The 25,640-nt window shown below is 64.0% G+C and carries 20 protein-coding genes and 4 pseudogenes (1 of these 24 cut by a window edge); 15 read left to right on the plus strand and 9 right to left on the minus strand.

Translation table 11 applies throughout. The features are described 5' to 3' along the window. Positions 1-9: 9 nt before the first annotated feature. Entirely contained in the window at positions 10-936 is a 927-nt protein-coding gene (locus tag LDB29_RS22260) for a LysR family transcriptional regulator (protein WP_257557923.1), read from the minus strand. Positions 937-1,133: 197 nt separating this feature from the next. On the opposite strand from LDB29_RS22260, the gene LDB29_RS22265 reads away from it, so the two are divergent. Continuing rightward, complete coding sequence (locus LDB29_RS22265; protein WP_257557925.1) at positions 1,134-2,012, plus strand: SDR family NAD(P)-dependent oxidoreductase; 879 nt, start codon at positions 1,134-1,136, stop codon at positions 2,010-2,012. A gap of 311 nt (positions 2,013-2,323) precedes the next feature. Here the strand turns inward: LDB29_RS22265 and LDB29_RS22270 are convergent, their stop codons facing one another. From LDB29_RS22270 to LDB29_RS29440, 4 genes and pseudogenes are all read right to left on the minus strand, one after another. Beyond that, a complete protein-coding gene (locus LDB29_RS22270) occupies positions 2,324-3,664 on the minus strand; it encodes an HlyD family secretion protein (protein WP_257557927.1) in 1,341 nt (446 codons plus the stop codon). 5 nt (positions 3,665-3,669) lie between these two features. Beyond that, on the minus strand, positions 3,670-5,442 hold the full coding sequence (locus LDB29_RS22275; RefSeq protein WP_257557929.1) for a type I secretion system permease/ATPase: 1,773 nt from the start codon (positions 5,440-5,442) through the stop codon (positions 3,670-3,672). A 74-nt stretch (positions 5,443-5,516) separates the two neighbouring features. Beyond that, the gene (locus LDB29_RS22280) at positions 5,517-8,273 is read right to left on the minus strand and encodes a cadherin-like domain-containing protein (protein WP_257557931.1); all 2,757 of its coding nucleotides are present in this window, start codon (positions 8,271-8,273) and stop codon (positions 5,517-5,519) included. A gap of 5 nt (positions 8,274-8,278) precedes the next feature. Next, positions 8,279-9,069 (minus strand): annotated as a pseudogene (locus LDB29_RS29440) (IS5 family transposase). 640 nt (positions 9,070-9,709) lie between these two features. Here LDB29_RS29440 and LDB29_RS22295 point away from each other — a divergent pair. Next, positions 9,710-13,432, plus strand: a complete 3,723-nt coding sequence (locus tag LDB29_RS22295; protein ID WP_257557932.1) for an autotransporter domain-containing protein — start codon at positions 9,710-9,712, stop codon at positions 13,430-13,432. Positions 13,433-13,591: 159 nt separating this feature from the next. Next, a pseudogene (locus LDB29_RS22300) lies at positions 13,592-13,801 on the plus strand (transposase); the annotation flags it as partial. Here LDB29_RS22300 and LDB29_RS22305 read toward each other — a convergent pair. Together LDB29_RS22305 and LDB29_RS22310 are read right to left on the minus strand one after the other, a co-directional pair. After that, positions 13,791-14,580, minus strand: a pseudogene (locus LDB29_RS22305) (IS3 family transposase); the annotation flags it as partial. The pseudogenes LDB29_RS22300 and LDB29_RS22305 overlap by 11 nt on opposite strands. Before the next feature lie 217 nt (positions 14,581-14,797). After that, positions 14,798-15,007, minus strand: a pseudogene (locus LDB29_RS22310) (transposase); the annotation flags it as partial. Positions 15,008-15,446: 439 nt separating this feature from the next. Here LDB29_RS22310 and mtnB point away from each other — a divergent pair. The 5 genes from mtnB to mtnA are packed head-to-tail and all read left to right on the plus strand — an operon-like array spanning position 15,447 to position 19,600. Further along, positions 15,447-16,073: a methylthioribulose 1-phosphate dehydratase gene (gene mtnB / locus LDB29_RS22315; RefSeq protein WP_257557934.1), complete on the plus strand. Its 627-nt coding sequence runs from the start codon at positions 15,447-15,449 to the stop codon at positions 16,071-16,073. Continuing rightward, positions 16,070-16,621: an acireductone dioxygenase gene (locus LDB29_RS22320; protein ID WP_257557936.1), complete on the plus strand. Its 552-nt coding sequence runs from the start codon at positions 16,070-16,072 to the stop codon at positions 16,619-16,621. Before mtnB ends, LDB29_RS22320 begins: the two co-directional genes overlap by 4 nt. Further along, positions 16,618-17,301 (plus strand): acireductone synthase, encoded by a 684-nt coding sequence (gene mtnC, locus LDB29_RS22325; RefSeq protein WP_257557939.1) that lies wholly within the window; start codon positions 16,618-16,620, stop codon positions 17,299-17,301. The genes LDB29_RS22320 and mtnC overlap by 4 nt, the downstream gene beginning before the upstream one ends. Further along, positions 17,298-18,539: an S-methyl-5-thioribose kinase gene (mtnK, locus tag LDB29_RS22330; protein WP_257557941.1), complete on the plus strand. Its 1,242-nt coding sequence runs from the start codon at positions 17,298-17,300 to the stop codon at positions 18,537-18,539. The genes mtnC and mtnK overlap by 4 nt, the downstream gene beginning before the upstream one ends. Continuing rightward, a complete protein-coding gene (gene mtnA / locus LDB29_RS22335) occupies positions 18,536-19,600 on the plus strand; it encodes an S-methyl-5-thioribose-1-phosphate isomerase (protein WP_257557942.1) in 1,065 nt (354 codons plus the stop codon). The genes mtnK and mtnA overlap by 4 nt, the downstream gene beginning before the upstream one ends. On the opposite strand, the gene LDB29_RS22340 is transcribed toward mtnA, so the two are convergent. Further along, complete coding sequence (locus tag LDB29_RS22340; RefSeq protein WP_044662929.1) at positions 19,587-20,063, minus strand: Lrp/AsnC family transcriptional regulator; 477 nt, start codon at positions 20,061-20,063, stop codon at positions 19,587-19,589. The two genes, mtnA and LDB29_RS22340, sit on opposite strands and share 14 nt — an antisense overlap. A gap of 113 nt (positions 20,064-20,176) precedes the next feature. Here LDB29_RS22340 and LDB29_RS22345 point away from each other — a divergent pair, with 113 nt between their 5' ends. Then, positions 20,177-21,067, plus strand: coding sequence for an EamA family transporter (locus LDB29_RS22345; protein ID WP_257557943.1), 891 nt, complete (start codon positions 20,177-20,179; stop codon positions 21,065-21,067). 33 nt (positions 21,068-21,100) lie between these two features. Here LDB29_RS22345 and LDB29_RS22350 read toward each other — a convergent pair whose 3' ends face one another. After that, the gene (locus tag LDB29_RS22350; protein ID WP_257557944.1) at positions 21,101-21,370 is read right to left on the minus strand and encodes a hypothetical protein; all 270 of its coding nucleotides are present in this window, start codon (positions 21,368-21,370) and stop codon (positions 21,101-21,103) included. A 68-nt stretch (positions 21,371-21,438) separates the two neighbouring features. On the opposite strand from LDB29_RS22350, the gene LDB29_RS22355 reads away from it, so the two are divergent. From LDB29_RS22355 to LDB29_RS22380, 6 genes are all read left to right on the plus strand, one after another. Continuing rightward, positions 21,439-22,422, plus strand: a complete 984-nt coding sequence (locus tag LDB29_RS22355) for a YihY/virulence factor BrkB family protein (RefSeq protein WP_257557945.1) — start codon at positions 21,439-21,441, stop codon at positions 22,420-22,422. A gap of 142 nt (positions 22,423-22,564) precedes the next feature. Next, entirely contained in the window at positions 22,565-23,056 is a 492-nt protein-coding gene (locus tag LDB29_RS22360) for a hypothetical protein (protein ID WP_257557946.1), read from the plus strand. Next, the gene (locus LDB29_RS22365) at positions 23,053-23,499 is read left to right on the plus strand and encodes a phage holin family protein (protein ID WP_257557947.1); all 447 of its coding nucleotides are present in this window, start codon (positions 23,053-23,055) and stop codon (positions 23,497-23,499) included. The genes LDB29_RS22360 and LDB29_RS22365 overlap by 4 nt, the downstream gene beginning before the upstream one ends. Next, entirely contained in the window at positions 23,496-24,317 is an 822-nt protein-coding gene (locus LDB29_RS22370) for a DUF3618 domain-containing protein (protein ID WP_257557948.1), read from the plus strand. Before LDB29_RS22365 ends, LDB29_RS22370 begins: the two co-directional genes overlap by 4 nt. 102 nt (positions 24,318-24,419) lie before the next feature. Further along, positions 24,420-25,136 (plus strand): HAD family phosphatase, encoded by a 717-nt coding sequence (locus LDB29_RS22375; protein WP_257557949.1) that lies wholly within the window; start codon positions 24,420-24,422, stop codon positions 25,134-25,136. 125 nt (positions 25,137-25,261) lie between these two features. Then, a protein-coding gene (locus LDB29_RS22380) for a hypothetical protein (RefSeq protein ID WP_257557951.1) crosses the window boundary here: on the plus strand, positions 25,262-25,640 show its 5' portion. The gene runs 2,021 nt beyond the window's last position; the window shows 379 of its 2,400 coding nt (coding positions 1-379); it begins with the start codon at positions 25,262-25,264; its stop codon lies off the right edge, out of view.

Genomic DNA, 25,640 nt, shown 5'->3' on the forward strand with positions numbered 1-25,640 from the left:
GAAAGGACATCAGGTCAGTTCCGCCGCCGCCTCCTTCAGCACCTCTCGAAGCCAGATATGCCCTGGGTCGTCATCGCTGCGGACATGCCAGATCAGCGTTTCCTGCAGAGTCCCGAGATTGATGGGTGGGCGGAGCACCCGCACCTTGTCATTGTCGGCAAGTTGCTGGGCGAGCTTGCACTGAACCGTCGCGATCAATTCGGTGCCCGGCAGCATTTGCAGCAGTCCTGCGAAGGTGGGGACGTGCAGCAACTCCTTGATGACGATGCCGCGCCGCTCGATTTCGGCTTCCTCGACAGTACGCACGTTGGCGCCGAAAAACGCCAGGGCATGCGGATAGGTAAGATAGTCGTCTTTCGTCATATTCTCGCCGATCGGATGATCCTGCGCGACGACGCACACGAAACGGTCCATGAACAGGTCTGCGGAGAAAAGATCGACGTCGCGTCCCTCGCGACCGAATAGGCTTCTATCTCCATGGGTGATCACCATGTCGATATCTCCGCCCTCCAGCCGCGAGAAACTGGGGCCAAACACATTTTCGACCATCAGCCTGAGTTGCGGGGCACGCGCGGCCAGAATGCGCACGACTTTGGGCAGATAGACGTGGACGCAATAATCCGACATCGCGATACGAAAGGTCCGTTCCGATGTTCCCGGATCGAAGATTGCCTGCGTCTCCAGTGCTGCATTGATGTGGAGCAAGGCAGTGCGAACCGGCTCGATCAGGGCGCGCGCCTTTGGCGTCAATTCCATCTCGCGCCCGACCCGCAGAAGCAGCGGATCATCGAAATGTTGACGAAGCCGTTGCAGCGATCCGCTCAGCGCCGGCTGCGTGACACAAAGGCGATCGGCTGCGCGCGTCACGCTACGCTCGGACAGCAATGTGTCCAGTGCCAGGAGAAGGTTGAAATCGAAGCGATTGAGGTTAGCCATATATGCTTGTTTCCATCCTCTCCCTGACTGGCTGACCCTCACGGCAGTCTGCTTCTCATATATGTGAAGATGCCAGACCCAGCTCTGATTTGCTCATCTTTTGGGCTTATGATCAACATAGGACGAACTGATTTCCTGCCCCGCTTTCGCGTGCGTAGACGCCTTTCGACAATGACGCAGCAGGACGGATGATGATAATGGAGATCGACCTCACGGGCCGGACAGCAATCGTGACCGGGGCAGGGGGAGGGCTTGGCCGCGCTCATGCTCTCGCTTTGGCCGCCCATGGCGCACGCATAGTGGTCAACGATGTCGGCGGCGGTGCGGGTTCCGTCGTTCAGGAGATCATCTCGCTGGGCGGGGAAGCGGTGGCCGATGCTACCGACATTACCGATCCGGCCGCCGTCAATGCCATGATCGACACGGCGCAGGAGAATTGGGGCGGCGTGGATATTCTCGTCAATAATGCCGGAATCCTGCGGGATCGCAGCTTCGCCAAGATGGGAATGGATGATTTCCGTGCAGTGATGGAGGTCCATCTGATGGGTTCCGTCCATTGCACCAAGGCTGTGTGGGCCGGCATGCGGGAACGGCGATACGGCCGGATCATTTTCACCACCTCCTCATCAGGCCTGTTCGGCAATTTCGGCCAAGCCAACTATGGCGCGGCCAAGATGGCCCTGGTGGGGTTGATGCAGACCCTACGCCTGGAAGGGGAAAGATACGACATTCGCGTCAACTGCCTGTCGCCGTCAGCGGCCACACGCATGACCGATGGATTATATCAGTCGGAGGATCTGTCTCGGCTCCATCCTGGCCTGGTCGCGCCTGGCGTCGTTGCGCTTTCGTCTGACGATGCCCCGAACGGCGCCATATTATGCGCTGGTGCGGGAAGTTTCGAAGTTGCCAAGATCTTGCTCACGCAAGGATTGTGCCTTGGGGAGCACGGTTCCGCAGGCGCAATTCTATCCAGTTGGCACAGCATAAATGATCACCAGGATGCGTTTATCCCAGCCCATGGCCCTGATCAGTTTGCCCACGAGATTTCGAGGGCTGATAGCCGATTAACGTCTTAGAAGATGTTTCCTATCTCGCGAAGGTCATTGGGGACTGAAGATGGGTTAAGCTGGACATTTGCTGCTTGGAACAGAAAAACCGGGGTTGAATGTCTTCGATGGGTCGACTGCGGAAGTGGCTGCTACCGCCATTTCGGGCCGCTCCAGCACCCGGATAGCGATTCTGGAACGGTCATTCCGCGCATATGAGTCGCGCCTCCATATCCTTGTGCGGACACGGCTCTCGGCAGGAACGCTGTCCTGTGGCAGGCGACCATAAGGAGCGGGTATAAATTTCTTGCCCAGGCCGAAACAGGAGTGACGGCGATAGTTCAATTATCGGTGAACGCGCGGTCGAACTGATCCCGCAATGGCTTGGTGAGATAGGACAGCATCGATCGGCTACCCGTTTCAATGAACAGTTCGGCGGGCAGGCCCGGTCGGATTCGTAAGGTGGAATGCCGCTTCAATGCTTCTCGGTCGATCATGATTCGCGCAGGGAAAAAGCTATTGTGTCCATCGGGATCGCTCGTTCGCGATGGCGCCACGAAGATGACCCTCCCGGTGAGTTCAGGGGCTGCCGTGGAATTCAGCGAAGTGAATTTGATCCGAACATGCTGACCGTTGCGGACCTGATCGATGTCCATCGGGGTGATAGCCGCCTCGACGACCAACTGGTCCTTGTCGGGCACGACTTCCATGATCGTCTCGGCCGGGCGAATGACGTCGCCCGCCGCGCTGAAGGCGAGCTTGTCGATGACCCCGTCATAAGGCGCGACCAGCAGGCTGCGGTCATGCATGTCGGTGGACGACAGGCTTTTGGACTGTTGCTGGTTGAGTGCGGCATTGACCTGGGCGAGCAGCGTGCCCGCATCGGAGCGCTTCTTCTGGGTCGCCTCCAGGATCTGGGCACGCGCCTCGCTGATGCGCGAACGGGCCTCGGCCATGTTCGCTTCCAGCGAGGCCGCCTCGCCATCGATGCTCACCGAGGTGCGTTCAAGCTGATTTTTCCGGGTGATGGTCACCAGCTGCTTGTCGTACAGTTCGCGCAGCCCGCGCAGTTCCGGCTCGATCAACCCGGCCTGACGACGCAGCGCCTCGACCTGAGCCTGCTGGCTTCGTATCTGCTGCTCATATTGGGCGATCCGGGCCTGAAGCTGGGCGATCAGCCCGGCCGCTTCACCGCGATGGAGCGCGAACTGGCGTTGCTCGTCCGCCATCGCCCGGATCGCGCCCGGATCGTTCCGCCGCGTCAGCAGGGCGGGAAAGGCGATATGGGCGGCGCCATTGCTCTCCGCCTCCAACCGGGCGCGTTGTGCGAGCAACTGGTCGACGGAAAGGTGGGACAGGTCGGCATCGCCGCCCGATACCTTGTCGTCGAGCCGGATCAGCCTGTCGCCCTTGCGCACATGCTGGCCGTTGCTGACGAAAATTTCCGCGATGGTGCCGCCATAGGGATGGGCGACGCGCTTGATCCGGGATTCGACCCCGATCTGGCCGGGGGCGATAACCGCCGCTCCCATAGGCAAGAATGCGGCCAGCCCGCCTAGTCCAAACACCATCGCCGCCAAGGCGACGCGCGCGCGCCTGATCCGGATCGGCAGCAGGGCGTCGGTATCATAGGCGGGTGAGGCGAGAATATCGTTGGCGACCGTCATCGGAACCTGGGCCATGCCGCTCACCCTTTCGCCCGCGCGGCATGCGCGGGCCTGCCGCCGTCGATCGCGACCGGAGCAGCCTGGCCGGACACGAAACGTGCCAATATCTCGTCCTTGGGGCCGAAGCCCTCCATCCGGCCGTGGCGCATGAACATGATGCGGTCGACTCCCGCAAGAATGGAGGGGCGATGCGATACCACCACTGCTATCCCATTACGCTGGCGGATGCCGGCGATAGCGGCTTCCAATGCCGCCTCTCCTTCGGCATCGAGGTTGCTGTTTGGTTCGTCCAGCACCACCAGGAACGGATCGCCGAACAGGGCGCGGGCGAGTGCAATGCGTTGGCGCTGGCCCGCGGATAGACTGATGCCGTCACGCCCCACCCGCGTTTCGTAGCCCTGGGGCAGACGCACGATCATGTCATGGCATCCCGCCGCCATCGCCGCCGCCACCACCGCTTCGGATGGGGCGGCCGGATCGAAGCGCGCGATATTCTCGGCGACGCTGCCCTCCAGCAGCTCGACCGTCTGCGGCAGATAGCCGATATGACGGCCCAGCCGATCCCGGTCCCACTGGTCGAGCGCCGCGCCGTCCAACCGGACGCAGCCGCGCACGGGCGGCCACACGCCGATCAGCGCCCGCACGAAGGAGGATTTGCCCGCCGCGCTGGGTCCGATGACGCCCATCGCGCTGCCGGCCGCCAGACTGAAGTCCAAGCCATGGGCGGCGAGTGTCTGGGTGCCGGGCGGGACGATGACCAGTTGTTCGGCCTGTACTTCGCGGACGGGCGGCGGCAGGGTGGTCGAGATACCGTTTTCCGCCGGACAGCGGAACAGCAGCTCAGTCAGCCTGAACCAGCCCTGCCGGGCGGAAACGAATGAGCGCCAGTTGCCAATCAGCTGATCGACCGGCGCCAGCGCGCGCGATCCCAAGACCGAGGAGGCGAAGATCGCGCCGCCGCTGGCCTCTCCTCGGATCACCAGCACGGCTCCCACCGATAGCAGCAGCGATTGCAGGAACATGCGGCCGGTCTTGCTGACCCCGCCCAATGCCCCGGTCGTTTCGGAGAGGCGGGTCTGGGCCCATTGAAACTGCCGGTTGATGCCGGCCCAGCGTTCCAGCATCACGCCGCGCATGCCCATGCTGGCCAGCAGTTCGACATGCCGCACATTGTCGGCAGCCAGCGCCTGCCGCTGACCCGTCACTTCGGCCAGCGTTCGCACTGGATCGCGCGTCGCCCGATCGGTGAATAGCGTCAGCCCGAACAGGGCCATCGCGCCCAACAACGCCGTGAGGCCGAGATAGACATGCAGCAGCGACAGGATCAGCAGGAAGAAGATCACCCAAGGCAGGTCCAGCAACGTCATCGGTCCCGATCCGCCGAGGAAGGCGCGGACGTGATCAAGGTCGCGCATGGGCTGAAGCGGATCGCCTGCGCCAGCGGCGCTGCTCAGCGAGGATCGGAACATGGCCTGCTGCACCCGCGCCGAAAGGGGGCGCTCCAACGCATTGGCGACATCCCCCATGATCCGCGCCCGCATCGTGTCGAGCATGGCCTGAAAGCCGTAGACGAGCGCCACCATCAGAAACAATCCCGCTAGCGTCGCGAGATTATGGCTCGGCAGAACCGAGTCATAGACCAGCATCAGGTAGATCGAACCTGCGAGAAGCAGGATGTTGAGGACGACACTGAGCGCCAGCACCGTCCACAGGGCGGACCGGTACGGGCCGACCATCCGGGCCAGTTCCTTGTCCTTGAGCAGGAGCGAGAGGGCTGAAAAGCGAGGCTGCATGGCCCGTCAAATCCGTTCTTCGTGGCTGGAGCGGGCGCGGCCACCGCGGCCCGCCCGCCATCGATCCCCGGCGGTCAGAGCAGGAAGTCGCCCGCCGCCAGATCGATATTGCCGTTCAGCTTGATCTCCAGATCGGCCCCGTAGGCGGCATTCACCCCGACATAGACGGTCGTGACATTGGTGCCGGCATCATAGACGTAGCCGACATGCCCTTCCGCCACGGCGCCCGCCGCCGAAAGCGCGTCGTCGAAGATCAGCACGCCGCCATTCACACCGGCCGTGTACAGCGCGGTCAGATCGATCCTGTCGCCCTGTGCTTGCGAGAAATCGGTGATGGTGTCGCCCGTATCCCGGACGTCGAGATAGCGGAAGGTGTCCGCGCCCGTCCCGCCGGTCAGCAGATCGGCGCCAAAGCCGCCGACGATCAGATCGGCGCTATTCTGTCCGAAGATCTGATCGTTGCCGGACCCGCCATAGATGTCGTCCGCGCCGTCCAGAGCCGACGAAGAGGCTGCCGGCGCCTGATAGCCGTAGAGGAGGTCGTCCCCGGACCCACCCCATAGCTTGTCCGCTCCTGTCCCGCCATTCAGGGTGTCGTTGCCCGCCTGTCCATAAAGCTGGCTGTCGTTCCCGTCGCCCGCATTGATGATGTCGTTGCCGGCCCCGCCTGCGATCTTGTCGTTATTGACCGAGCCGGTGAGCGTGTCAGGTCCGCTCGATCCGGTTTGCGCATTGGCCCCGGTGACGGTCTCACTGTCATTGTCGTTCGGATCGCCCGTTCCGGTGAAGATCGTCGGCGCGACATAGGCGAAGTCGCTATGTCCGTTCACAGTGATGACGACATTATGACTGGTGCCGTCCGCAGATTGCACCACGAATGTTTCCGTCGGATGATCGCCGTTGTTGAGAGCGTTCGTGTCGGCGTCGCCGTTGAGCAGCGCATAGGTCCACAGGCCGTCGCTGCCCATGCTGAAGTTGCCATAGGAACCGCTCTGGCTGGTGGAGGTAAAGCTCGTCGGGCCATCCGGATCGGAAAGGGTCAACTGCCCCTGTGCCGTCGTGAGCGCGGCGTCCTCAGTCACCGATCCCGTATCGACGCCGCCGATCAAGGCTGGATCAGCGACCGCATCCAGCACGAAGCCCTGCGTCGCGGCGGTCGAACCGCCATGGCCGTCGACGACATTATAGCTGAGGCCGACCAGGCCGTTATAATTGGCGGCCGGTGAGAAGGTCCAGGTGCCGTCGCCGTTGTCGGCGAGCGTGCCATGATCGGCGGTGAGGCCGGAGATCGCGAGGGTATCGCCGTCGACATCGGTGAAGCCGGCCAGCAGATCGGTGGCCGAGATGGTATAGCCGGTGTCTTCCGTGCCATGGGCGAGTGTGGCCGCCGTGCCGGTCAGCGCGGGCGCGTCGTTGACCGCATCCAGCACGAAGCCCTGCGTCGCGGCGGTCGAACCGCCATGGCCGTCGACGACACTGTAGCTGAGGCTGACCGGGCCGTTATAATTGGCGGCCGGTGAGAAGGTCCAGGTGCCGTCGCCGTTGTCGGCGAGCGTGCCATGATCGGCGGTGAGGCCGGAGATCGCGAGCGTGTCGCCGTCGACATCGGTGAAGCCGGCCAGCAGATCGGCGGCCGAGATGGTATAGCCGGTGTCTTCCGTGCCATGGGCGAGTGTGGCCGCCATGCCGGTCAGCGCGGGCGCGTCGTTGACTGCATCCAGCACGAAGTCCTGCGTCGCGGCGGTCGAACCGCCATGGCCGTCCACGACATTGTAGCTGAGGCTGACCGGGCCGTTATAATTGGCGGCCGGTGAGAAGGTCCAGGTGCCGTCGCCGTTGTCGGCGAGCGTGCCATGATCGGCGGTGAGGCCGGAGATCGCGAGGGTATCGCCGTCGACATCGGTGAAGCCAGCCAACAGGTCGGTGGCCGAGATGGTGTAGCCGGTGTCTTCCGTGCCATGGGCGAGCGTTGCCGCCGGAGCCGTCAGAACGGGGGCATCGTTGGTGCCGTGGATGATGATGGTAATATTCGTGCTATCGGTGCCGCCATGACCATCGCTCACCTGCACGCCGTAGGTCAGCGTCAGTGTCTCGCCGGCGGCCAGGAAATTGAAGGCCTGCGTGCCCGAGTTGAAGTTCCAGCCAAGATTGTTGTGATCGCCGCTGTTAGCTTCGAGTGCGCTGGACGGCGACAAGGTCAGCATGGCTTTCAGCGCGTCGTTGCTAAGGCCGCCGGAGGGCCCGTTCACCGTCACGCCGCTCACGACGGAGGAAATCTTGTCCGATGTATCGACATCAGTGACTGTCAACGTACCGGCTTTGCTCAGCCCGCTGTTGGTTTCGTCAAGGCTCGTGGCGGCGCTGTCGCCGCTGGCGAGGCTGATGACGGGCGCGTCGTTCGTGCCGACGAAGGTGATGGTGGCTTCGGCGACGCTCAACGTGCCGTTCGCGAGCTGAATGGTATAGGTCACGCGGTCGACGATCGTTTCGCCGACGCCGAGATGATCGATGCTCGCCTGCAGACTGGAAGAGACGAGATACTCAAGCTTGCCATTGTTGATGCGAATGCTGCCGCCCCGTTCCGTCGGTTCCCAGGCGCCGCCAGGAGTGTCTTTCGTGATCAGTTGGCTGGTGTTGTAGTTTACGGCGCCGCTGTCGGTCTGATCGGTGACCGAATAGAGGCTCTTGGCGTTGCCGCCCAGATCGTTCGCCATGACATCGAACGTCAATATGTGAGTCGCGTTCCCTTCCGAGACGGAATAGAAATCGTCCACTGCCTGCGGCGTGTTGTACATCGACGTCGTGTTTACCGATGTAGTCGAATTCGCCATGTTCACTAGGTTTCGTGGACAAAGGGTATCCATTGCAGGGCTGAGACGAGATTGACGAAGCCGAGGTAGGACTCTTTGGTTTTGTCGTATCGAGTTGCGATACGCCGCCAGTTCTTGAGTTTGTTGAAGAGGCGTTCGACAAGATTGCGCCAACGGTATTTTTCGCGATCGTGTGGGATTGGATCGCGCCGATTGCTTTTGGCGGGAATGACAGCCTCAACGTCAGCATTGGCCAATTCCTCGCGGATGGCATCTGCATCGTAGCCCTTGTCCGCCAACAATGCCTCGATCTTATGAGCAATCAAACGGAACAGCGGGCCAAAGCCTTGGATATCGTGGCTCTGGCCCGGCGTCAGGACAAAGCCGAGCGGTCGGCCTTTGGCATCGCAGCGGGCGTGGAGCTTTGTGCTGAATCCGCCTCGCGATCGGCCAAGCGCCTCGGTTTCCTGAGTCCCTTTTTTATGCCGACGGCACAATGATGTGCTCGGACCACGGTGCTGTCGATCATGTCCGCAGTGGCATCACGAGCCACCATTTCGCCCAGTGTCTCGAGCATCGCCTCGAACACCCCGGTCGTAACCCAGCGCCGGTAGCGGCGGAAAACGCTGTTCCACTTGCCATATTCATCCGGCAAGTGGCGCCATTGCGAACCTGTGCGGGCGATCCACATCATGCCTTCGAAATACAGCCGGTTGTCCTGTGCTGGACGACAGCCACGACCACGCTCAGATGGCAGTAATGTGCCGATGATCCCCCACTCGTCCTCCGTCAGCCCAATACGCTCGCCCAACGCCACCTCCAAAAGGCAGCCTTGAATCAACGCCCGATCCTGCTGTCAACCTTTGTCCACGAAACCTAGCCCCCCAAACATGTCTGTCGCTGTTAAAAAAATCCGGACGGATCTGGTGGACCATATATAATTTGGAGAAAACTGTTACCAATGTTTGTTGGTTAAAATTAATAAGTTGTCCCTTTAAAGAACATATATTTTATCAATTAAGACTAATTGTATATAACAAACGGCATAAATATCTAGTTTGATATATATCATCTGCTATATTATTGCGCCATTGTTACTCGGCTGAAAAAGCGCGGGAATCGTAAACTCAAGACGGGCGCGCACGATTGGGATGCATGTGGCGGACCAGCCTGTTCAAACAAACGGCAGCTTCCCCATGGATCCTGTTCTGGGATCGGCCAAAGAGCATTCCGGCTATGAAGCCGGCGCTCAGAAGATCGAATGCACCATGTCCCAACTTCTTCAAAGTCTTCGCCTCTCCGCTTCGCGATGAGGCGGGGATAACAGCCTTCGCGGCAAGTTCGGCGATCACCCCTCTTTCCCCCGCAGAATGATAACATAATGGCGCAAAGCTATTGCGTCGTCACAGCTCTTCAGGAGGCTATAAAAATGCCTTCTTAATAAAGGGGTTACGCCAATGCGAGGTGAAGGACGGCGCGGAGCGATTGCGTATTCCGTATCGAAAGCAGGACGGCTGGCGAGCGATAGTATCGCAGCGCTGGTCGTGGGTGGATTGATGGTGCTGCCCGACAGTGCGGAAGCGCAACCGGCGCTGCGCTTTTGGGACGGCAGCGATCCGGCCGAGCATGAGAATGGCGTCATCGACGGTGGCTCGGGCGTCTGGAGCGCCACCGACCCGAGCTGGACCGACAGCAGCGGCACGGTGAATGGTCCGATGCGGCCCGTCCCCGCCTTCACCGTTTTTCAGGGACACGCCGGCACGGTAACGATCGACGACAGGAGCGGCGTACCGGCTGTCACCGGCATGCATTTTCTAACGGACGGCTATCGGCTCGTCGGCGGGCAACTGAAACTCGATGGTGGCGCCTACACCTCGATTCGTTCAACGGCGGGGGCGACCACGCGGATCGAGGCCGAACTGACCGGCAACGGAGGCGTGTTCTTCAATGATTTCGGCACGGTCATCCTGACCGGCGCGAACAGCTATCAAGGCAATACGCGCGTCGATGGCGGCACGCTGATCGGCAACGCGGATTCGATCCGCGGCAATCTGGAAAATGGCGGCACCGTCATCTTCGATCAGAATAAAGACGGAATCTTTGCCGGAGGTGTGAGCGGCCTGTTCAGCTTCTGGGGCTTCATGATCAAACGGGGTGAAGGCACGCTGACCCTTGGAAGCAGCAATAATCTGGCTTGGCGTGTGGAAGAAGGCGCTCTGGTGGCTCGCGCGGCCGGCTTTGGCGGCAATGTCGAGATAGGCGCGACGGGACAGCTGACCTTCGACGCGGGCGAGGGGGCGGAGACGGAAACCGTCTATCCCTACGCTCTTTCGGGTAATGGCCGTTTCGACATCAAAGGGGCCAGCATGCTCGTCCTGACCGGCCAGTCCACATTCTCCGGCCGCACGGAAGTTGTCGACAGCGCGCTGCGGGTGGATGGCGCATTGGGCGGCACGCTCCATGTCGGTGCGAATGGCATGTTGAGCGGCGGGGGGCAGGTCGGCGCCGTGGAGATCGCCACAGGCGGGCGCCTGACGGGCAGGGCCGGCGCGACGCTTCATATGGGAAGTCTTGTACTTGGCGCCGGTTCGATCACCCAGGCCAGTTTCGGGACGACGCAAGATCCGGCGCTGTTCGATGTAGCGGGCGATGTGACGCTGGACGGCACGTTGCATGTTTCCAACGGCGCGCCGTTGGGTGAAGGGCTTTATCGGCTCATCAGCTATGGCGGCAAGCTCACCGACAACGGGCTGGAGATCGGTGCCCTGCCGCCCGGGGAAGCTGCCGGCAGCCTTTCGATCCAGACCGCGACGGTGGGGCAAGTGAATCTTCTTTCCGGCACGGCGGCGCGGCCCTTGCAATTCTGGGACGGTGGCGACCCGACCCGCTATGGAAACGGCCGGGTGGACGGCGGCCCCGGCGTCTGGCGCAACGGAGCGCTCAGTTGGACCGGGCAGGACGGAACCGTCAACGAGGCTGGAAAGGCCAATGGCTTTGCGATCTTCACCGGCAATAGCGGGCAGGTGCTGATCGACAATAGCGCCGGGGCGGTAAAAACCGGCGGATTGCAGTTCGCGACCGGCGGCTATGTCCTGTCGGGAGGCACACTGACATTGGCGGGAGGGGATCGCACGGTCATCCGCGTCGGCGCGGGCAGCCTGTGGGATTCCGGCCTGACCGCCGAAATCGCCGCGCCCCTGGCCGGAGCCACCACCTTGGTCAAGCGCGATGCGGGCACGCTCATCCTGTCCGGCGCCAACAGCTACACGGGCGATACCGAAGTCGAGGCGGGCACGCTGATCGGCAATAGCCGCGCGCTTCGCGGCAATGTCAGCAATGCGGCGACGCTAGTGTTCGACCAGCGGGAGAATGGCAGTTTCTGCGGCGCGATCCGGGCGCTCGATGGAAACGCCGGGACGATGGTGAAAAGAAGCAGTGGCGTGCTGACGCTCACTGGCCCCAGCGCGCTCGACTGGCGATTGGAAGAGGGACGGCTGACGACCGCGGCGAGCCGCTTTACAGGCAATGCCGACCTGCGGCCGGGCGCGGAACTCCAGTTCGCGGAGACCAGCGCCAGCCGCTATTCCGGCCGGATCGGCGGCAGCGGGCGGTTCATCAAGGCGGGCGGCGGCGCGTTGACCCTCGATGGCGATTCCTCCGGCTTCACCGGCAGCACCCAGCTTCAGTTCGGACGCCTGATCGTCGAGGGAAAGCTGGGCGGCCAGATTGCGGTGGAGGCGAACGCGATGCTGGCCGGCCGCGGGACGTTGGGTTCCGTCCGGGTCGCTCCGGGCGGCAGGATCGCGCCCGGCCCTGGGATCGCAAAGCTTCATGTCGAGGGAAATCTGACCTTCGCGCCGGGAAGCCGCTATGAGGTGGAGGTCGATCCGTTCGGCACGTCCGCGGATGCGATCATCGTGACCGGCGTGGCGACGCTCGGCGGCACAGTCGCCCATATCGGCGCCAGCGGCAATTACCGGCCCAGTTCCACCTATGTCATCCTGCTCGCGGAGGGCGGGGTGCAGGGCCGGTTCGACGGGGTTACGTCCACCTACGCCTTCCTGACGCCTCAGCTCCGCTACGGCCGTGACAGCGTGAGGCTGAGGTTGGATCGCAATGATGTCCGGTTCAGCGATGTCGCCGCATCCTCGAACCAGCAGGCGACCGGTGCGGCGCTGGAGAGGATGGCGGCAGGCAGCAAGGTACAGGACGCCGTGTTGATGAGTGATGCCGAGACGGCGCGCAAAGCCTTCGATCAACTGTCCGGCGAATTTCATGCCTCGCTGCGTGCCGCGTTGATCCAGAACAGCAGCCTGTCGCGCGATGCGGCGCTGGACCGACTGCGTGGGACGACCCCGGACCGTCCGGGGCTGATCTATTGGGGGCAGGCGCTCGACGCCTGGAGCCATTGGCGCAGCGACGGCAATGCCGCGCGGTTCGACCAAAGCTCGTCGGGCGGACTGATAGGCATTGAGGCTCAGGCACCCGGCAGCAGCTTTCGCCTCGGCATGGTCGGCGGCCACAACCGCGATCGCATGAGGGGACAGGGGCAGGCGGATGTGGACAGCTACCACGCCGGACTTTACGGCGGCGGGATGCTGGGCCGGGTGGCGTTGCGGGGCGGGTTGGCCTTCGCCTGGCAGGATGTAGCGGTCCAGCGTTCCGTGCGCTTTTCCGGTTTTGCAGACGGTGTCGCCACCCAGTATCGCGCAACGACCGCGCAGATGTTCGGCGAGACCGCTTATCGCATCGAGACGGCGGCGGGATCGATCGAACCCTTCGCCAGCATCGCGCATGTGAGGCTGGATGTCGGTCGCGGGCAGGAAAGCGGCGCGGCGGCGGCATTGCAACTGGAAGCGGATTCCCTGCGCACCAGCTACGCGACCGCGGGCACGCGCGGCGACCTCGATCTGGCTGTAGGAAGCGCTCGGCTCGCGGTGCGCGCATCGGCGGGCTGGCAGCATGTTTTCGGAGATCAACTGCCGGTGGTTCAGGCTGCCCTTGACGGCCAGCGTTTCGCCGTAAGCGGCCTGCCGATTGCACAGGATAGTCTGGTCAGCGAATTGCGGTTGCATGGCGCGATCCGTGACCGGTTGCAGGTCAATCTCGGTTATCAAGGCGCCCTGGCCCGTAGCGGGCAAAATCATCAGTTTCAGGCCGGCCTGAACTGGCAATTTTGATCTTGCAGAAGAATAGAAGCCAGCTTTCCCGAATTGTTTTCCGCTGACGGTCGTTCGGAAATCGGCCAATTTTAGGCTTTGAAAAATGAGAAAATGGACCGACCGGCCTCGGAGCAAGAAATTCGCTCCTGAGCGTCTTGCAAGCTCTATCCGTCTGACATGTCCGATGAGAGTGGTCGCTGATCTTACCGTATTTGACGCTCCAACGGGAGGATGCGGGGCAGTGTGAGCACAGCCTGCGCGAAGTATTCAATGGTCTGCGCTATATCGTGAAGACGGGGCGCGCCTTGGCGCTGGATGCCGAACGACCTGCCGCCTTGGGCGACCGTGTATCAACAGACGCAGCGCTGGTTGGCGGCGGGCTGCTTCGAAGCGCCTTACAAACCAATTGAACACTTCGGCAATGCTCGCCGCGCAGGCGCTGCCCGACTTCGATCGCCAGGGCCTCGCGGCTGAACACGTCGACCACCGTCAGCGAGCGGAACTTCTGCCCTTTGCTGAGCTGGTGGTGGACGAAGTCAAGGCTCCAGGCTTCGTTAGGCCGCCTGGGCTGGCAGCGCGCCTGTCGGTGCATGACCATCTTGCGGCGACGAGGCTGCTTGGTGCGCAGCGTCAAGCCTTCCTCGCGGTATGGCCGATAAACAACATTCCTCCCGACCTGCCAGCCTTCGCGCTTCAGCATAACGCGCACCGTCGATAGCCATAGCGGATCCGCGTCGCCACGATCTCATGTATCCGTTGCCGAACCGCCGTGCGCGGATCGCGCGTACTCGGCTTACGCCGCGTCGAACGGTGCTGATGCGTCACCTCACAGGCTCGACGCTCGCTGTAGCCGTGTGACGACACGTTATGGGCTACAACTTCCTTCATGAGCGCTGGCCGGGGACCTTTTTTGACAGGACGTCCTGCAGCACGGCTTTGTCGAGGCTCAGTTCTGCAACCAGCTTCTTGGGCCGCGCGTCCACCACCACCTGCTTGAGCTCGCGGAACTGGTCCGATTCCAGACCCGCATATTGCCGCTTCAGGCGACAAAACGTCTGTTCCGAGATCCCGAGCTGACGGATGATCAAATCAGCCACCGGCAGACCCAGTTCAGCCTGCTTCAGCACCGCCACGATCTGCTCCACCGAAAACGGCTGCTTCTTCATCGACGCACCTCCTCAACAATGAAAATCCGTCGGAAAAACTAACGTTATGTGTGGACCACTCTGCCCATGTCACCTCATCGTCTGGCGGGCGCCTGCGTTTGGGAAACAGGATTTGGCAGTTCAATCGCTTCCCTGGGGCGATAGCTGCGGCAACATGAAGTTTCAAACTGGCGTTTTGCCAGTGTCGTTGATCGCCAAGCCGGGTGTTGGATGGCTTTCATGTGGGCTTTGCGATGAGTTTGGGAAGTTGCACGAGGTTGTAGGCGATCATTCGGAAGGTGAAGGCGGCCTCTGCTCTGGCGAGGCCCCTGACCTTGAGCCCGGCGATACCGCCGACGGTCTTGGCCCAGCCAAAGGCCTCCTCGATCCGTTTACGGATGCGCAGGCTGACGGCATAACTATCATGACGGGTCGTGCGGCGGTCGATCAGATAGCCTATCGATGTTTCGGGCGCCCCCATGTCATGGTGCCGAGGCAGATCAGGCTGACCTCGATCCCGGTGCATCCCAATGTGCGATATTCCATTCCGTATCCCTATAGAAGCTGGCCTCCGCCCATTCTCCTTAGACGCTGGAGGCGGCAGGACACTCAAGATAATTTCATAAAGCGTTGAGCAAGCCTGTTTTTACGGTCGCCGGAGCCCGGCGGAACGGGAGATGGCCGCGCGGCCGCCGATCGTTTCACGCTGCGCGCGCTCCGGGCCGCGAAAGGACCGATTGCGGCCCTCCGTTCCGCCCGCTAAGGTCGCCATGGTTCTTTGTCATCGAAGGATCACCGAACGCCCTTGTCCAGCCGGGACGTCCGACAGGGATGACCGGCGCCGCGCCGAACCGCGCTTTTCTCCAGATCTGGATATGCCTGCCACCGTGTCTGATTTACCTGATCCAGCGGATGCGTTTGCCAAGGCCGGTCGCCGCCTGGATGCCCGCGGCCTGGCGCCCGCGACCGCCGGCAATTATTCCGCCCGGCTGGCCGACGGGACGATCCTAATTACCCGGTCGGGCGTGCATAAGGGGCGCCTCGATGCCGCGCAGTTCATGCGCGTGGCGGCGGACGGCACGGCCATCGACGCGGGTCTATCCTCTGCCGAGACGTTGCTGCACTGCCTGATATATGCCGTCGATCCCGCCGCCGGGGCGGTGCTCCACACCCACTCCGTCGCCGGCACGGTCCTCAGCCGGGCGCTGGCCGGCCGGGACGGGATCGAGCTGGCCGGATATGAGCTGCTCAAGATTTTTCCGGGCGTCGCTACCCATGAGGCGAGCGTCACCCTGCCACTGGTCGACAACAGCCAGGACATGCCCGCGCTCGCCGCCCTGCTGCGGCCGATATTGCTGGCGCAGGAGCGGCTGGTGCCGGCTTTCTACATTCGCGGCCACGGGCTTTACGCCTGGGGGCCGACGCTGGACGCGGCCGAGGCGATGGTGGAGGGGTGCGAATTCCTGCTGGCCTGCGCCTGGGAAGAAATGAAGCTGAGGGGAGGGGGCCGATGACCAGTCTGATCCAATATGACGACAGCCCGCCTCATGGAGCGCGGGGCCGGTTGGACGATCACGGCGCGATCGCCGCCATTCTGGAGCCGACGGGCGTGCGGCTTGAGCGGTGGGAGGCGGGCGCGACGCTCTCGCCCGATGCGGCGGATGCCGAGATCATGGCCGCCTATGCGGAGGACATAGAGCGGCTGAAGGCGCGGGGCGGCTACCGGTCCTGCGACATCGTCAAGATGACCCCGGACCATCCCGACCGCGAAGCCATGCGTGCCAAATTCCTGGCGGAACATGTGCATGACGATGATGAAGTCCGCTTCTTCGTCGAAGGAGCGGGCCTGTTCTACATTCGCTTCGGCGGCACGGTCCATGCGCTGGAATGCACGGCGGGGGACCTGATCGTCCTGCCCGCAGGGACGCCGCACTGGTTCGACACCGGGGAGCGGCCGCGTTTCACGGCCATCCGCCTGTTCACGACGCCGGAAGGCTGGGTCGCGCGGTTCACGGGCGATGAGATCGCCCGCGCCCTCCCCCTCTATCAGGGGGCGGCATGAGGCCGGGCGCAATCGTCACCGACATAGAGGGCACCACGTCCAGCATCGCCTTCGTCCATGACGTGCTTTTCCCCTATTCCCGTGCGCGGCTTGAGCGCTTCCTCACCGATCATCCCGACGCGGCGGCTGCGATATTCGATGCCGTGCGCGCGGAAGCGGGCACGGACCTGGACCGGCAGGCCTGCATCGCCCTTCTGCGCCAATGGCATGATGCCGACCGCAAGATCGGGCCGCTCAAGCAATTGCAGGGCATGATCTGGGCGGACGGCTATGCGCAGGGGCATTTCACCGGCCATGTCTATCCCGACGCGGCCGAAGGGCTGCGCCGCTGGCATGACGCGGGCATTGCCCTGCATGTCTATTCGTCGGGGTCCGTGGCGGCGCAGAAGCTGCTCTTCGGGCATAGCGATCATGGCGACCTGACGCCGCTATTCGCCGGCTATTTCGATACGGCGGTCGGCGGCAAGCGGGAAGCGCGCTCCTATCGCGCCATTGCCGAAGCGCTGGACCGCCCGCCCGCCGAGATATTGTTCCTCTCCGACACGCCGGAGGAACTGGCGGCGGCGACGGAGGCGGGCCTTGCCGTGACCCTGCTGGCGCGCGACGGGGCACCGGCCGACAGCCGCTTTCCCATAGCCGACAGCTTCGACGCCATCGGATGGCAGGAGGATCGCCGATGAGCTACACCGCCCTGGACGAACGCAGCGTCGGCCCCTTTCTGGCCGATATAGCCCCCATTGCCGAGCGTCTGGGCGGCAGGCCGGGCGATTGGACGGTGGCGGAGGTCGGGGACGGCAATCTCAATCTCGTCTTCCTGGTGACCGGGCCGTCGGGGGGCGTCGCCGCCAAGCAGGCGCTGCCCTATGTGCGCATGGTGGGCGAAAGCTGGCCGCTGCCGCTGTCGCGCGCCTATTATGAGCGTCTCGCCCTGGCCGATCAGGCCGCCCATGCGCCTGCGCGCGTCCCCCCGCTGCTGCATCATGACGATGCTATGGCGCTCACGGTGATGGCGTTGCTCAAACCCCACCGCACCTTGCGCGGCGCGCTGGTCGAAGGGGAACGCTACCCGCTGCTTGCCATTCATCTGGCCGAATTCCTGGCCGATACGCTGTTCTTCACCTCCGACCTCGCCGTGCCGGTGGTGGACAAGAAGGCGCGCATCGCCGCCTATCTGGGCAATACGGCCATGTGTCGGATAACAGAGGACCTGATCTTCGACGAACCCTATTTCGACGCGCCCATGAACCGTCATACCCGGGGGCTGGAGGACATCGTCGCCGCCTTCCGGACGGACGTGCCCCTCCGCCTTGCCGCGCAGCGGATGAAGGCGCGCTTCCTCGCCGCGCCGGAGGCGTTGCTGCATGGCGATCTCCACACCGGATCGGTGATGGTGACGGCGGACGATACGCAGGTGATCGATCCCGAATTCGCCTTTTACGGGCCGATCGGCTTCGATGTCGGCATGGTGCTCGCCAATCTCTGGATGGCCTATCTCGCCCAGCCCGGCCAACGTCCGGCGGAGCGGCCCGACCCCTGGCTGCTGGACCAGTCCGAAACATTGTGGAAGGGCTTTGCAAAGCGCTTCACCGGGTATGGGAACGCCCTTGATCCCCAGGCGGACCATGGCGCGCTGCATGCGCTTGCCAGGGGCGATGCCGATCTGCGCGCGGCGGCGATGGAGGATGTGCTCGCCGGCATCTGGACCGACGCGCTGGGCTTTGCCGGTTGCGAGATGATCCGGCGCATCCTCGGCCTTGCCCATGTCGCTGATTTCGAAAGCATCGCGGATGAAGCCTTGCGCGCCGATTGCGAGCGCCGGGCGCTCCAGATCGCGCGCAGGCTGCTGGTCGATCGCGCCGCCTTTCCCGGCATCGCCGCCGTGTCGCATGCAATCCGGCTGGACAGGGCGCCCGCATGAGGCTGGAGGGCAGGGCCACGCGCTCCATATGGCTGGAGCCGGATGGATGGAGCGTCGGCATCTTCGACCAGCGGCGCCTGCCCTGGGCGTTGGAGCGGCTGGTCCTGAAAACGCCCGGACAGGCGTTCGACGCCATAGCCGACATGGCCACGCGGGGCGCGCCGCTGATCGGCGCCGTCGCCGCCTATGGGCTGGCGCTGGCCTTGCGCGAAGACCCGAGCACCGCGTCGCTGGAGCGCAGCTTCGCCCATCTCGCCTCGGCCCGCCCGACGGCGGTCAACCTGCGCTGGGCGCTGGAGAGGGTGCGGGCCGCCGTCGCGGAACGCCCGGCCGACGAACGGACGGCGCTGGCCTATGCACAGGCCGCCCGCCTCTGCGACGAGGATGTCGCGGCGAACCGGGCGATAGGCGAAGCCGGCCTGCCCCTCATCCGGGAAATCGCCGCGCGCAAGGGCGGGGAACCGGTCAATATCCTCACCCATTGCAATGCCGGCTGGCTGGCAACGGTGGACTGGGGCACGGCGACCGCGCCCATCTATCTCGCGCATGACGAGGGCCTGCCCGTCCATGTCTGGGTGGATGAGACGCGACCCCGGAACCAGGGCGCGCTGACCGCTTTCGAACTGGCGGGCCACGGCGTCCCGCACAGCGTCGTGGTCGACAATGCCGGCGGCTTGCTGATGCAGCAGGGCAGGGTGGACATGGTCATCGTCGGCACCGACCGGGTAACCGCCAATGGCGATGTCTGCAACAAGATCGGCACCTATTTGAAGGCGCTGGCGGCGCAGGCGCATGGCATAGCCTTCCACGTCGCGCTTCCCTCCAGCAGTTTCGACCCCGCGACGCCGGACGGCGCGGCCGTGCCGATCGAGCAGCGTGCCTCCGACGAGATACGCTTCATCCCCGGCCCCGATGATCATGGCGCGCAGACCCGCGTCGGCATCACCGCATCGCCCGCCTTCAACCCGGCTTTCGACATCACGCCAGCCGGCCTGGTCACAGGCTATGTCACGGAAAAGGGCTTGATCAGGGACGCGGCGGGCCTTTTCACGCTCCGTTGACCGGTACCGGGCTGAGCGGCTTGACCTCGCGAATGACGACCAGCGTCTTGAACGTGCGGATGCGGTCATTGGCGGCGAACAGGCGCTGCGCCAGATCGTCATAGCCCTCCATGTCGCGCGCCACGATGCGCAGCGCGAAGTCATGATCCCCGGTGACGTTCCAGGCCTCCAATATCTCGGGCTCGTCGCGGAATATCTCCATCATCTCGTTCATCGTGTGCGCGCTTTCGCGTTCCAGCGAGACGAGGACGATCATGGAGAGGGGCCAGCCCAGATTCCTCGGCCTGACGATGGCGATCTCGCGCTCGATCACCCCGATCGCGCGCAGGCGCCGAATGCGGCGGTAGCAGGCGGGCGGCGACAGGCCGACGGTTTCGGCGAGGGCGGAGACCGGCCGCTGCGCATCGGCCTGCAACAGTTCGACCAGTTTCCGGTCGAAGGAATCGAGGAGATCGTTTTTCATCGCCTTCAAAGAATAGGCGATAAATTTTATCGGAAAAGCGACAAAATCGAACGCACTTATCGCATGCGTTGCGATAGCTATGCCGCGTCCGTCCATCCATATTCGAGTGTTGCATGTCCAGCGTTGCCGCGCCCCGCCCCCTTTCCACGCGCGTGGATCCTGTCGCCCTCGGAGCGCTCTCCCTCTCCCTTTTGTCGGTCACTTCCGGCGCGTCGCTGGCCAAGCGGCTGTTCCCGCTCGTCGGCCCGGAGGGGGCGACGACGCTGCGCCTCATCGTCGGCGCCGTGATCCTGTCGCTGGTGTTCCGGCCGTGGCGGCTGGACTGGCGGGCGGGCTGGCGGTCGCTGCTGGCCTATGGCGTGGTGCTGGGCGTCATGAACCTCTCCTTCTACAATGCGCTGGCCTATATTCCGCTGGGCCTGGCGATTGCGATAGAGTTCACCGGCCCCCTGACGGTCGCGCTGCTTACCTCCCGGCGGAAGCTCGATTTTCTCTGGATCGGCCTTGCGGTGCTGGGCCTTGCCAGCCTGCTGCCGCTCTGGGGCGCGGCGTCCCAGCTCGACTGGCGCGGCATTGCGCTGGCGCTCCTCGCCGGCGCGTGCTGGGCCGGCTATATCCTGATCGGCCGGCATGCAGGCCGCATGCACGGAGCCGCCGCGTCCGCCGGCGGCATGATTGTCGCCACCCTGCTCGTCGCGCCGGTGGGATTGGTCCATGCCGGTGCCGCGCTGCTGACGCCGCAGGCGCTGCTGCTTGGCGTGGCGGTGGGCATCGTGTCCAGCGCCATCCCCTATTCCCTGGAGATGGTCGCCCTGCCCAGATTGCCGTCCAACACATTCGGCATCCTGATGAGCGCGGAGCCGGCCGTCGGCGCGGTCATGGCGCTGATCCTGCTGGGCGAGGTGCTGACGCTGTCCCAATGGTTCGCGATCGGCCTCATCATCTGCGCGTCCATCGGCACGGCGGTCACCGCCCGGGCGGGGGAGGCGATGGAGCAGCCCTGATCGCCCGGCGGCGCAACCGGAAGGGCGGCTGACCTATGTGGCGCAAGGGCCGGGGCGACGATAGCCGTCACCGGCGGCAAGCCGATCCTGTAGCGGCGGCGCACCGCCATCGGGCACAGTGAGCCTCTGCCCGGCCAGACGCATGCGGAGATCGTGGGCAGCGTCGACGATGGCGAAGCTTTGCAGGCGATGGCGATCGCGGCGCGCGGATGGAGGCCGCTGCCGCATCCCGTTGCGATCCGCAGCCTGCCGGCCCGGCGGGATGGCGGGCCGAACAGGGAACCAATGCCGGGTGCGGTCCATTCCACATCCATGCACATCATCAGCAAAGCCGCCGCCATGCCCGCGACCGGATCGGCAGGAACCGGATCATGAGCAGGGGACGGGACGCGACCTCGCCCTGGCGGATGCCCGCAGGCGCGTGGAAGGACGTGCTCATGCGCACATGGAAGGAAAGCGCGGCGGACAATGTCGGGCTGGTCGCTGCGGGCGTGTCATTCTATGCCTTCCTGGCGTTGCTGCCCCTGCTCGGCGCCATCGTGCTGACCTATGGGCTGGTTGCCGATCCGCAGACGGTGACGCAAAACATGGCGGCGATGACGCGGGTCATGCCCACGGACATCGCCCGCTTCATCGGCGAACAATTGATGTATGTCGTCCAGACCTCCGGCGGGAAGAAGGGGCTGGGCGTGCTGGTGGCGCTGGCGCTGGCGCTGTTCAGCGCGCGCAATGGCGCGGCGGCGATCGTGACGGCGCTCAACATCGCCTATGAAGAGGAGGAGAAGCGAGGCCTGGTAAAGGTGAACCTGCTCGCGCTTCTCATCACGGCCGGGGCCGTCGCGATGGCCGTATTCGCTCTGCTGTCCATGACCGTCCTTGCCTATATCGAGGCCTGGCTGCCGTCCTCGCCGGTCCTTGCCATGCTGTCCAGGCTCATGTCCTACCTCCTCCTCGCGCTGGCGGCGGCGGCAGCGGCGGCGACGCTCTACCGCTTCGGTCCGTCGCGCGACCGCGCTCGCTGGATGTGGCTGACCCCCGGTTCCCTGTTCTTCGCGGCGGCGTGGGTGCTGCTGACGCTCGGCTTTGGAATATATGTGGCGAATTTCGGCAATTACGGGGCCACCTATGGATCGCTGGCGACCGTCATCATTTTGCTGACCTGGCTCTATCTGTCCAGCTACATCCTGATCTTCGGCGCAGAACTCAATTCGGAACTGGAGCACCAGACGGCGCGCGACACGACCGAAGGCGACGAACGCCCGCTGGGACAGAGGAACGCCTGGGCGGCGGATCATGTCGCGCAGGGAACGCGGGCGGGCGAAGATCGACAAACCCAAGTTACCAAATTGGGTTAGTCCAAATCTTCGCTGAAGGATTATCCATATTCATCATCTTTCGACAGTCCGTCCAAATATCGATTCACCGCAAATCGGGGAAAAGGCACGGAACCGCGCCAGTTTCATACTGTTCATCCCGTACAGCCCAGGAGATGAACTTATGCAGACGCCATCCGATGATCGGAACGACTTGCGCAGCGAACTGCGCAACGATGCCGAAAACCTGACCAGTGCCGCGACCGACCGCCTCCATGAAGAGGTGGACGCGCGCAAGAGCCCGCTGGTCGATCAGGCTAAATCGGTCTCCGCCGCGCTCGACCGGGCAGCGGGCGAACTGGGCGAGGGCGCGATGCCGTCCTGGATCAGATCGACGCTGGAACAGGGCGCGCAGCAGATGCGGCGCCTTGCCGAAACCATCGAGCAGAAGGACTCCCGGGAACTGGCCGGCAGCATCCGCCACCTGGCCCGCGACAATCCCGTGACCTTCCTGACCGCCTGCGCGGCGGCGGGATTTGCCGCCAGCCGCATCTTCCGGGCGGAGGCGGACGGCAGCGCCACAGGTGCCGCCATGGCACCGCCGGCGCCCCAGCCGCAGCCCTATACGACCGTCACGACGCCCGTGCAGCCTTCCGGAACGGGAGGAGTGATATGAGCGACCCGCAACCGGACCGCGCCAGCGTCGCCGGAGCCGGCGGCGGCAGGGACGAGGACATAGCCTCGCTCCTCCGCGCGCTGATGGGGCAGGGAACGCATCTGGCCGAACAGCAGATCGCGTTGTTGAAGGCCGAAGTGCGGGAATCCGCCACCAGCGTGAAACTGGCCGTCGGCTCGGTCGCGGTCGCGGCCGTGGTCGGCATCGCCGGGCTTGGCGTATTGCTGATGGGCCTTGCCTATCTGCTGGCCGACGCCATCGACCATCTGGGCTTTGCTACGCTGATCGTCGGCATCGTCGCCCTGATCGTCGCCTTCATCCTCTATCGCGGGGCGCTGGCCAAGGTTCGCGCCGCCGAACTCGCGCCCGAACGCACGCAGCACATGCTGGAACGCACACCCTCCGCCCTGCGCGGCGACCTCAATCCGGAGCACAGACCATGACCGACACGCTTGACCGAGATCCCGACGCCATAGAGCGCGACATCCGCCGCACGCAGGAGGATATGAGCCGCACGATCGACAGGATCGGAGACCGGTTGACGCCGCGCAACCTGTTCAATGCCCTGCTGGACAAGGCGGATGAACATCATGTCGACGCCCGGACGCTGCTGGACGGCGCGCGGCGCAACCCCATCGCGCTTGGGCTGATCGCCGCCGGCACGATCTGGCTGATCAGCGACAAGGACTCCCCATTCCCCAGCTTCGGCTCCGGCACGGGCAACCGCCATGTCGATCCGCACCATCGCGATTATGTGGCCCATATGTCCGGCATCGAGATTCGCGATGGGGAAGATGCGATCGCCTATCAGCGCCGCCGCGACGCCGCACGCGCCAACTATCTGATGCTCGAACGCCGGCATGATGAGGATGAGAGCAGCTTCCGCCAGCGGCTCGACGACCTGACCGACAAATTCCGGGAAAAGCGCCATGCCTGGGCGCAGGGTTCGGGGCAGGCGCGCGACGTCGCCGGACATGCGGCCACGCAGGCCACCGAAAGGGCGCGCAGCCTTTATGACGACAATCCCTTCGTCGGCGGCCTGATCGCCGCGGCGGTCGGCGCGGCGCTGGGATCGGTGCTGCCGCTCAGCCGGACGGAACAGGAAAGGCTGGGTGCGCTGGGCGAGAAGGCGCGCGGCATGGCGGCCGAGCAGAAGGACGCTTTGGCCGAAACGCTGCGCGAAAAGAAGGACGAGCTTGTCCAGAAGGCGGATTCGACGCTCCAGCAGGGTGGACATTCGGCGCCCCGGCAACCCTCCTGACCGGGACGGGGGTGAGGCCGCGCCGCCACATGCGCATGATCTGCATCTGGCCGCGCGGTTTATGCACTCGCAAAACAGCCGCTTGATCTCCACATTGGCGCGATGAAAGTGTCGACCTTCGCCAGCGCTGAACCCGCCATCCTCAACCGCCGCCTGCCCGATCCGGTGCGGGCGGTGATTTTCGACATGGACGGCACGCTGCTCGATACGGAGGCGGAGCATCGGCGCACCATGGCGGAGGCGGCTGCCGCGCTGGGCTGGCCTTTTTCCGAGGCGTTGCAGCTTGCCATGGTCGGCATTCACCGCGATGCGAACCGGGTGATGCTGGCGGAGCATTTCGGCGCGGACTTTCCGCTGGAGCAGTTCTACGCCGACAGCGACCTGCTGTTCGAGGCGGCGTTGGAGGCCGCCATTCCGAAGCGGCCTGGCGTCGAACCGGCTTTGGCCGGGTTTGCCGCAGCAGGCATTCCCATGGCCGTCGCGACCTCGACCGAGGCGCCCCATGCCTGCCATCGCCTCGAAAAGGCGGGCTTGCTCGACTATTTCGACGTGGTTGTGACGCGCAACGATGTGGAACGGCCCAAGCCGCATCCCGAACCCTATCTGCTGGCGGCGAAGCGCCTGGGCGTGGCGGTTGCCGATGCGGTGGCGGTGGAGGACAGCTATGCCGGGGTGCGTTCGGCGGCGGCGGCCGGCATCGCGACCGTGATGGTGCCTGACCTGCTCCCGCCGACCGACGCGGAACGGGCATTGGTCGCGGCGGTGCTCCCCAGCCTGCACGACCTTGCCGCCATGATCCTGCCCTCGGCGAAGGGCTGACCCTGCTCGTCCCGCGATCCTGACCCTTCGTCGCAAAGCCGGTTGCGTCGCCCGCGCTCTTGGAATTGGGGAGCCGATGTGGGACAGCGGAATCTGGATCGCTGACAGGAAGATACCGGGACCTTATGCCGCTGCCTAGCCGATGGAAGATCCTGCCCTGGGCTTGCGGTGCCGCCGGCATCGCGCTGTCGGCCGCATCGGTGCGGGCGGCCGATCCCGCACCGTTCGAGCTTGGCGGGCCGGGCCTGCGCATCACGGTCATGCGGGGCAAGGACGTGCTGCCCATTGCGCAGGTGCCCAGCCTGGCCGAAGGCGACAGGCTGTCGATCGGGGCCGACCTGCCGGAGGACCAGGGCGCAAGATTCCTGCTGCTCTCCACCTTCCTGCGGGGCGCCACCAATCCGCCGCCCAAGGATTGGATCAAGTCCGCCGAAACCTGGAAGAAGAAGGCGAAGGACAACAGCCTCAGCCTGACCGTGCCGAAGGGCGCGCGGCAGATGACGC

Source organism: Sphingobium sp. CFD-2 (assembly GCF_024611135.1).
Classification (GTDB): Bacteria; Pseudomonadota; Alphaproteobacteria; order Sphingomonadales; family Sphingomonadaceae; genus Sphingobium; species Sphingobium fuliginis.

Bases quoted from the DNA above. Each gene is read 5' to 3' on its own strand.
- mtnK (WP_257557941.1), top strand. From the start codon at position 17,298: ATGAGCTACACCGCCCTGGACGAACGCAGCGTCGGCCCCTTTCTGGCC.
- LDB29_RS22350 (WP_257557944.1), bottom strand. From the start codon at position 21,370: ATGGACCGCACCCGGCATTGGTTCCCTGTTCGGCCCGCCATCCCGCCG.
- mtnA (WP_257557942.1), top strand. From the start codon at position 18,536: ATGAGGCTGGAGGGCAGGGCCACGCGCTCCATATGGCTGGAGCCGGAT.
- LDB29_RS22320 (WP_257557936.1), top strand. From the start codon at position 16,070: ATGACCAGTCTGATCCAATATGACGACAGCCCGCCTCATGGAGCGCGG.
- LDB29_RS22370 (WP_257557948.1), top strand. From the start codon at position 23,496: ATGACCGACACGCTTGACCGAGATCCCGACGCCATAGAGCGCGACATC.
- LDB29_RS22295 (WP_257557932.1), top strand. From the start codon at position 9,710: ATGCGAGGTGAAGGACGGCGCGGAGCGATTGCGTATTCCGTATCGAAA.
- LDB29_RS22375 (WP_257557949.1), top strand. From the start codon at position 24,420: ATGAAAGTGTCGACCTTCGCCAGCGCTGAACCCGCCATCCTCAACCGC.
- LDB29_RS22360 (WP_257557946.1), top strand. From the start codon at position 22,565: ATGCAGACGCCATCCGATGATCGGAACGACTTGCGCAGCGAACTGCGC.
- LDB29_RS22265 (WP_257557925.1), top strand. From the start codon at position 1,134: ATGGAGATCGACCTCACGGGCCGGACAGCAATCGTGACCGGGGCAGGG.
- LDB29_RS22280 (WP_257557931.1), bottom strand. From the start codon at position 8,273: ATGGCGAATTCGACTACATCGGTAAACACGACGTCGATGTACAACACG.
- LDB29_RS22340 (WP_044662929.1), bottom strand. From the start codon at position 20,063: ATGAAAAACGATCTCCTCGATTCCTTCGACCGGAAACTGGTCGAACTG.
- mtnC (WP_257557939.1), top strand. From the start codon at position 16,618: ATGAGGCCGGGCGCAATCGTCACCGACATAGAGGGCACCACGTCCAGC.
- LDB29_RS22260 (WP_257557923.1), bottom strand. From the start codon at position 936: ATGGCTAACCTCAATCGCTTCGATTTCAACCTTCTCCTGGCACTGGAC.
- LDB29_RS22345 (WP_257557943.1), top strand. From the start codon at position 20,177: ATGTCCAGCGTTGCCGCGCCCCGCCCCCTTTCCACGCGCGTGGATCCT.
- LDB29_RS22275 (WP_257557929.1), bottom strand. From the start codon at position 5,442: ATGCAGCCTCGCTTTTCAGCCCTCTCGCTCCTGCTCAAGGACAAGGAA.
- LDB29_RS22270 (WP_257557927.1), bottom strand. From the start codon at position 3,664: ATGGCCCAGGTTCCGATGACGGTCGCCAACGATATTCTCGCCTCACCC.
- LDB29_RS22365 (WP_257557947.1), top strand. From the start codon at position 23,053: ATGAGCGACCCGCAACCGGACCGCGCCAGCGTCGCCGGAGCCGGCGGC.
- LDB29_RS22355 (WP_257557945.1), top strand. From the start codon at position 21,439: ATGAGCAGGGGACGGGACGCGACCTCGCCCTGGCGGATGCCCGCAGGC.